The organism is Sphingomonas sp. (genome assembly GCF_048594985.1).
Taxonomy (GTDB): Bacteria; Pseudomonadota; Alphaproteobacteria; order Sphingomonadales; family Sphingomonadaceae; genus Sphingomonas_I.
On record NZ_JBMDXG010000284.1, the window covers coordinates 1 to 6,789 of the forward strand.

Consider the following 6,789-nt stretch of genomic DNA (forward strand, 5'->3'; position numbering starts at 1 on the left):
AACTCGGCATCGTCGCCGATTTCGGTCGCGCGATCGAGGCGATGGTCGACCTGAGGAAGGAACGCGGCCATGCGCAGAAGGACCTCGCCAACTGGTATGGGAGGATCGAGGGATGGCGGGCGATGCGCTGCATCGACTTCCCGGACTCCAGCCGGGAGATCATGCCGCAGCGTGCGATCCGCGCGCTGTACGAAGCGACCAAGGACAAGGCGCCGATCATCTCGACCGAGGTCGGCCAGCACCAGATGTGGGCCGCGCAGCATTTCGGCTTCGAGGATCCGAACAAGTGGCTGACCTCGGGCGGTCTCGGCACGATGGGTTATGGCCTGCCGGCCGCGATCGGCGCGCAGATCGGCAATCCCGACGCATTGGTGATCGATATTGCCGGCGAAGCGTCGATCCAGATGAACATCCAGGAGCTCGGCACCGCGTCGCAATATGCGCTGCCGGTCAAGATCTTCATCCTCAACAATGAATATATGGGAATGGTCCGGCAGTGGCAGGACCTGACCTATCAGGGGCGCCACAGCCACAGCTATTCGGATTCGCTGCCCGATTTCGTGAAACTGGCCGAGGCCTATGGGTGGAAGGGGATCCGCATCGAGCGGCCGGACGAGCTGGACGACGGCATCGCCGCGATGCTGGCGCATGACGGCCCGGTGATGGTCGACTGTCGCGTGGCGAAGCTGGCCAACTGCTTCCCGATGATCCCGAGCGGCGCGGCGCACACCGACATGATCCTGCAGGCGAACGAGGTCTCCGGCGAGATGGACGACGAGGCCAAGGCGCTCGTCTGATCCGATCTGACGCTCCGTTTTCGCAGGACCATGATGATGCACATCCGCACCGAAGTCATCGAGCGCCATACGCTCGCCGTCACCGTCGCCAACGAGCCGGGCATCCTCGCCCGGATCGCCGGCATGTTCGCCGGCCGCGGCTCCAATATTGAGAGCCTGACCGTGGCCGAGGTGACCGAGGACGAAACGGTCAGCCGCATCACGATCGTTACGCAGACCTCGCCCGCGATGCTGGAGCAGATCATCGCGCAGCTTGATCGGCTGCCGCCGGTGCATCGGGTCCACGACCTCACCGCCGAAGGGCCGCATGTCGAGCGAGAACTGGCGCTGGTGAAGGTCAAGGGCACGGGCGACCACCGGATCGAGGCGCTGCGCCTGGCCGAGGTGTATCGCGCGCGCGTGGTCGACGCGACTATCTCCAGCTTCGTGTTCGAGGTGACGGGCGGGACCGAGAAGGTCGACAAGTTTCTCGAGCTGATGCGCGAGGTCGGCCTGATCGAGGTCGCGCGCACCGGCGTCGCCGCGATCGCGCGCGGCCACAAGGTAGACTGATCCAGATGTAGACGCGGCGCGCGGCCGCCGCAGATTTTCAACCGAAGTCCGGTTCCGCGATGGCGGGACACGCTCAATCGAAGGGGCAGATCAATGCGCGTTTACTACGATTCCGATGCCGACATCGGCCTGATCAAGGGCAAGAAGGTCGCCATCGTCGGCTATGGCAGCCAGGGTCACGCCCATGCGCAGAACCTGCGCGACTCCGGCGTCGCCGAAGTCGCGATCGGCCTGCGTCCGGGCTCGGCCTCGGGCAAGAAGGCCGAGGAGGCGGGCTTCAAGGTGATGACCGTGGCCGATGCGGCCAAGTGGGCCGACATCGTGATGATCCTGGCCCCCGACGAGCATCAGGCGGGCATCTGGGAAAAGGACATCAAGGACAATATCCGCGACGGCGCGGCGATCGCCTTCGCCCACGGCCTCAACGTCCATTTCGGGCTGATCGAGCCGCCGGCGGGCATCGACGTCTTCATGATCGCGCCGAAGGGGCCTGGCCACACGGTGCGCGGCGAATATGTGAAGGGCGGCGGCGTCCCCTGCCTCATCGCGATCCATCAGGATGCGAGCGGCAACGCGCATGACGTGGCGCTGTCCTATGCCAGCGCGGTCGGCGGCGGCCGCTCGGGCGTGATCGAGACGACCTTCAAGGAAGAGTGCGAGACCGACCTGTTCGGCGAGCAGGCAGTGCTGTGCGGCGGTCTCAGCCACCTTATCATGGCGGGCTACGATACGCTGGTCGAGGCGGGCTATGCGCCGGAAATGGCCTATTTCGAATGCCTCCACGAGGTGAAGCTGATCGTCGACCTGATGTATGAGGGCGGCATCGCCAACATGCGCTATTCGATCAGCAACACCGCCGAATATGGCGACTATCACACCGGCCCGCGCCTCATCACCGACGAGACCAAGGCGGAAATGAAGCGCGTCCTCGCCGACATTCAGGGCGGCCGCTTCGTCCAGCGCTTCATGATGGACAACCGCATGGGCAATCCGGAAATGAAGGCCAGCCGCAAGCTGCAGGCGGAGCACGGCATCGAAAAAGTGGGCGCAGAGCTGCGCGCGATGATGCCGTGGATTTCGAAGAACAAGCTGGTCGACAAGGAGCGTAACTGATAGCCGCCCGCTTGACAGCGGGCACTATCACGCGCTGTTAGCGCTAACAGAAATGGAGAGCATCGGAATGGCGGCGTTCGAACCTGCGACCATGCTGGCGGAGGATTGGCGGGACGGCCTGTTCCTCGGTCGGATCGAAACGCCGGAAGGCCCGTCGCCGGTGCTCGTTTCCAATGGCGTGCTGCATGATATGAGCCGCGTGGCGCCGACTGCCTCGCAGCTGGTTGCCGATCGTGCGTTCGACGCCGCCGCTGGCCGGGCGTTGGGCGAGCTGGGCGGCGACGCCGGCTGGCCGAAGCTGCTCAGCCCGGTCGACCTGCAATGCGTGAAGGCCGCGGGGGTCACCTTCGCCGTTTCCGCGCTGGAGCGTGTGATCGAGGAGCGCGCGCGCGGCGACTTTGCCCGCGCGGCGGAATTCCGCGCCGGGCTGGAAGCGCGGATCGGCGGCGGCATCCGCGGCGTGAAACCGGGTTCGGCCGAAGCGATGGCGCTCAAGGACGCGCTGATCGAAGAGGGCGTCTGGTCGCAATATCTCGAAGTGGCGATCGGTCCCGACGCCGAAATCTTCACCAAGTCCCCCGTCCTGTCGACGGTCGGCTGGGGCGCGGATGTCGGCATCCGATCGGATTCGAGCTGGAACAATCCGGAGCCCGAAATCGCGATCCTGGCCGATTCGCACGGGGAGCCGGTCGGCGCCACGCTGGGCAACGACGTCAACCTGCGCGATTTCGAGGGGCGTTCGGCGCTGCTGCTCGGCAAGGCCAAGGACAATAACGCCTCCTGCTCGCTCGGGCCATTCGTCCGCCTGTTCGACGACAGCTTCACGATGGACGATGTCCGCGCGGCCGAAGTCGACCTGCTGATCGAGGGCGAGGACGGCTATGTCCTCAAGGGCCACAGCTCGATGGATCAGATCAGCCGCGATCCGGTCGATCTCGTTACCCAGGCGATGAGCGAGCATCATTATCCCGATGGCTACATCCTGTTCCTGGGCACGTTGTTCGCGCCGACGCAGGACCGCGACGAGCCGGGCCGTGGCTTCACCCACAAGGTGGGCGACGTGGTCACGATCTCGACGCCCAAGCTTGGCCGCCTCGTCAACCGCGTCGTCCATTCCAAGTCGGCGCCCGCGTGGACGCTCGGCATCACCGGACTGTTCCAGAACCTCCATGCACGCGGCCTGATCGCGGCCTAAGGACTATCATGAAGCTCACCCATTTCATCGGCGGCAAGGAAGTCGGCGGCGACACGCCGTTCGACAGCATCAACCCGTCCGACACCAACGAGGTGGTCGCCTCCTATCCGGCGGGCGGCAAGGCCGAGGTGGATGCCGCCGTCGCCGCCGCGCGCGCGGCTGTCCCAGCCTGGTCGGGCGCCTCGCCCGAACTGCGGTCGGATCTGCTCGACAAGGTCGGGACGACCATCATCGCCCGCGCCGCCGAACTCGGTGATTTGCTCAGCCGCGAGGAAGGCAAGACCCGTCCCGAGGGCGTGGGCGAGGTGATGCGCGCTGCGCGCATCTTCAAATATTTCGCGGGCGAGGCGCTGCGCCGTCACGGCCAGACGCTCGAATCGACCCGGCCGGGCCTTGATGTCGAGGTGTGGCGCGAGGCGGTCGGCGTCTACGGCCTGATCACGCCGTGGAACTTCCCGATCGCGATCCCCGCGTGGAAATCCGCGCCGGCGCTCGCCTTCGGCAACACGGTGGTGCTGAAGTCGGCCAATCCGACGCCCGCCATCGCCCATGCGCTCGCCAAGATCATCCACGAGGCGGCCGAGGCGGTAAAGGCGCCCGCCGGCATCTTCAACCTCATCCTGGGGCAAGGCGGCGTCGGCTCCGCGATCGTCGAGCACCCCGACGTCAACGCCATCTCCTTCACCGGCAGCCAGTCGGTCGGTGGCAAGGTTGCGATCGCGGCGGTGACGCGCCAGGCGCGCGTGCAGCTGGAAATGGGCGGCAAGAACCCCTTGGTCGTGCTGGATGATGCCGACCTCGATCGCGCGGTTGCGATCGCGCTCGACGGCGGCTTCTTCCAGACCGGGCAGCGTTGCACCGCATCGTCCAAGGTAATCGTGCAGGACGGCATCCACGATCGCTTCGTCGAGGCGCTGGCCGAGCGCGCCAAGGCGCTCAAGGTCGGTCCCGCGCTCGACCCGTCGACGCAGGTCGGCCCGGCCTCGTCCGACACGCAGTATGAGCAGAACCTGCGCTACGTCGACATCGCGCGGGAAGAAGGCGGCCGTCTCGTCACCGGTGGTGATCGCCTGACGCTCGACACGCCCGGCTATTATATGAGCCCCGCGCTGATCGCGGACACCAATCCCGACATGCGCATCAACACCGAGGAGGTGTTCGGGCCGGTCGTCTCGACCGTGCGCGCGAAGAACTACGAAGAGGCGCTGGAGCTCGCCAATCGCGGCGATTTCGGCCTGTCAGCCGGCATCGTCACGAACAGCCAGAAGCATGCGCGCCACTTCAAGAAGAACATTCGCGCCGGCATGGCGATGATCAACCTGCCGACCGCCGGGGTCGATTATCATGTGCCGTTCGGCGGCACGCGCGGATCGAGCTATGGCGCGCGCGAACAGGGCTTTGCCGCGGTCGAATTCTACACCCAGATGAAGACCGTCTATGTCGGAGACTGAGCGCGGCGCGCGCGCGGTCTATCCCAGTCTCAAGGATAAGCGCGTCCTCGTCACCGGGGGCGGCAGTGGCATCGGCGAGGGCCTCGTCGAAGGGTTTGCGCGACAGGGCGCGCGTGTGGCCTTCATCGACATCGCCGAGGATCCCTCCCGCGCGCTGGTCGAGCGGCTGGCCGACAGCGCGCACGTTCCGATCTTCCGGCATTGCGACCTGACCAGCCTCGACACGTTTCGGACTACGCTCGCCGAGATCGAAGGCGCGCTGGGCGGGATCGACATTCTCATCAACAATGCCGCCAACGACGACCGGCACGAGGTGGAAGAGGTCACGCCCGAATATTGGGACGACCGGATGGCGGTGAACCTCCGCCACCTCTTCTTCGCCGCGCAAGCCGTCGTGCCCGCGATGAAGCGCGCGGGCGGCGGCGTCATCCTCAACTTCGGGTCGATCAGCTGGCACCTCGGCCTGCCCGACCTCGTCCTCTACCAGACCGCCAAAGCCGCGATCGAGGGCATGACGCGCGCGCTGGCGCGCGATCTGGGGCGCGACAATATTCGCGTGAACACGATCGTGCCCGGCAACGTCCAGACGCCGCGCCAGATGAAATGGTACACGCCCGAGGGCGAGGCCGAAATTGTCGCGGCGCAGTGCATCGACGGCCGTATCCAGCCGTCCGACATCGCGGCCATGACCTTGTTCCTGGCATCGGACGATGCGCGGATGTGCACCGCGCACGATTATTTCGTCGATGCGGGGTGGCGTTGAGATGACGACCGAACCAACCAGCATCCTGAGCGTCCAGGCGACGCTGGGCGAGGGACCCGTCTGGGTCGTCCGCGAGCAGGCGCTGTATTTCGTCGACATCAAGCAGCATCGCGTCCACCGTTTCGATCCCGCAACGGGCGATCATCGCGATTGGACCGCGCCGGGCCAGGTGGGCTGGATCCTTCCCGCCGACGATGGCGCCTTCCTCGTCGGGCTGCAGCAGGGGATTGCGCGTTTCTATCCCGACACGGGGACGTTCGCGGTCGTCGCCACGCCCGAGACGCACCTGCCCGGCAACCGGCTGAACGACGCGGCGGTCGATGCGTCGGGGCGGATCTGGTTCGGGTCGATGGACGATGGCGAGGGCGCCGATAGCGGTCACCTCTATGCGTTCGAAGAGGGCGAGGCGCGTCATGCGGGGCTCGACCCAGTCTGCATCACCAACGGACCCGCCATCAGCCCTGATGGAAAGACGCTTTACCACACCGACACGCTCGGGCGGGTGATCCATGCGTGCCCGATCAACAACGACGGCACTCTTGGCGCACCGCGCGTCTTCGCCGAGATCGACGAAGCGGATGGCTGGCCGGACGGATCGGTCTGCGACGCGGACGGCCATATCTGGATCGGACTGTGGGGCGGGTGGCGTGCGCGACGCTATGATCCGGCAGGCAAGGTCGTGACGGAAGTGCGCTTTCCCTGCGCCAACGTTACCAAGATCGCGTTCGGCGGGCCCGACCTGCGGACCGCCTATGCGACGACCGCGCGAAAGGGACTCGACGCCGCCGCGCTGGAGGGCCAACCTCTCGCCGGGAATCTGTTCGCGTTCGACGCCGGCGTGGCGGGGTTGGCGGGTCACGTGGCCAAGCTCGGCTGACGGAACGATACAGAGAGAGTGGGAGGGAATGAAGTGGAGCG

At 66.0% G+C, this 6,789-nt stretch carries 7 protein-coding genes; all 7 read left to right on the top strand.

The window, feature by feature from the left end:
- Positions 1–797: thiamine pyrophosphate-dependent enzyme (locus tag ACOJSF_RS11420; protein ID WP_420142321.1), on the top strand; the 797-nt coding region annotated here is incomplete at its 5' end.
- A 36-nt stretch (positions 798–833) separates the two neighbouring features.
- On the top strand, positions 834–1,349 hold the full coding sequence (gene ilvN / locus ACOJSF_RS11425; protein WP_420142327.1) for an acetolactate synthase small subunit: 516 nt from the start codon (positions 834–836) through the stop codon (positions 1,347–1,349).
- A 93-nt stretch (positions 1,350–1,442) separates the two neighbouring features.
- A complete protein-coding gene (gene ilvC, locus ACOJSF_RS11430; protein ID WP_420142322.1) occupies positions 1,443–2,462 on the top strand; it encodes a ketol-acid reductoisomerase in 1,020 nt (339 codons plus the stop codon).
- 52 nt (positions 2,463–2,514) lie between these two features.
- Positions 2,515–3,657 carry a fumarylacetoacetate hydrolase family protein gene (locus ACOJSF_RS11435; RefSeq protein WP_420142323.1) on the top strand — a complete coding sequence of 381 codons (1,143 nt, stop codon included), beginning with the start codon at positions 2,515–2,517 and terminating at the stop codon, positions 3,655–3,657.
- Between the two features lie 8 nt (positions 3,658–3,665).
- Positions 3,666–5,108 carry an aldehyde dehydrogenase family protein gene (locus ACOJSF_RS11440; protein ID WP_420142324.1) on the top strand — a complete coding sequence of 481 codons (1,443 nt, stop codon included), beginning with the start codon at positions 3,666–3,668 and terminating at the stop codon, positions 5,106–5,108.
- Positions 5,095–5,871, top strand: coding sequence for an SDR family NAD(P)-dependent oxidoreductase (locus tag ACOJSF_RS11445; protein WP_420142325.1), 777 nt, complete (start codon positions 5,095–5,097; stop codon positions 5,869–5,871). Before ACOJSF_RS11440 ends, ACOJSF_RS11445 begins: the two co-directional genes overlap by 14 nt.
- A gap of 1 nt (position 5,872) precedes the next feature.
- Positions 5,873–6,748, top strand: a complete 876-nt coding sequence (locus ACOJSF_RS11450; RefSeq protein WP_420142326.1) for an SMP-30/gluconolactonase/LRE family protein — start codon at positions 5,873–5,875, stop codon at positions 6,746–6,748.
- The last annotated feature ends 41 nt before the right edge of the window (positions 6,749–6,789 follow it).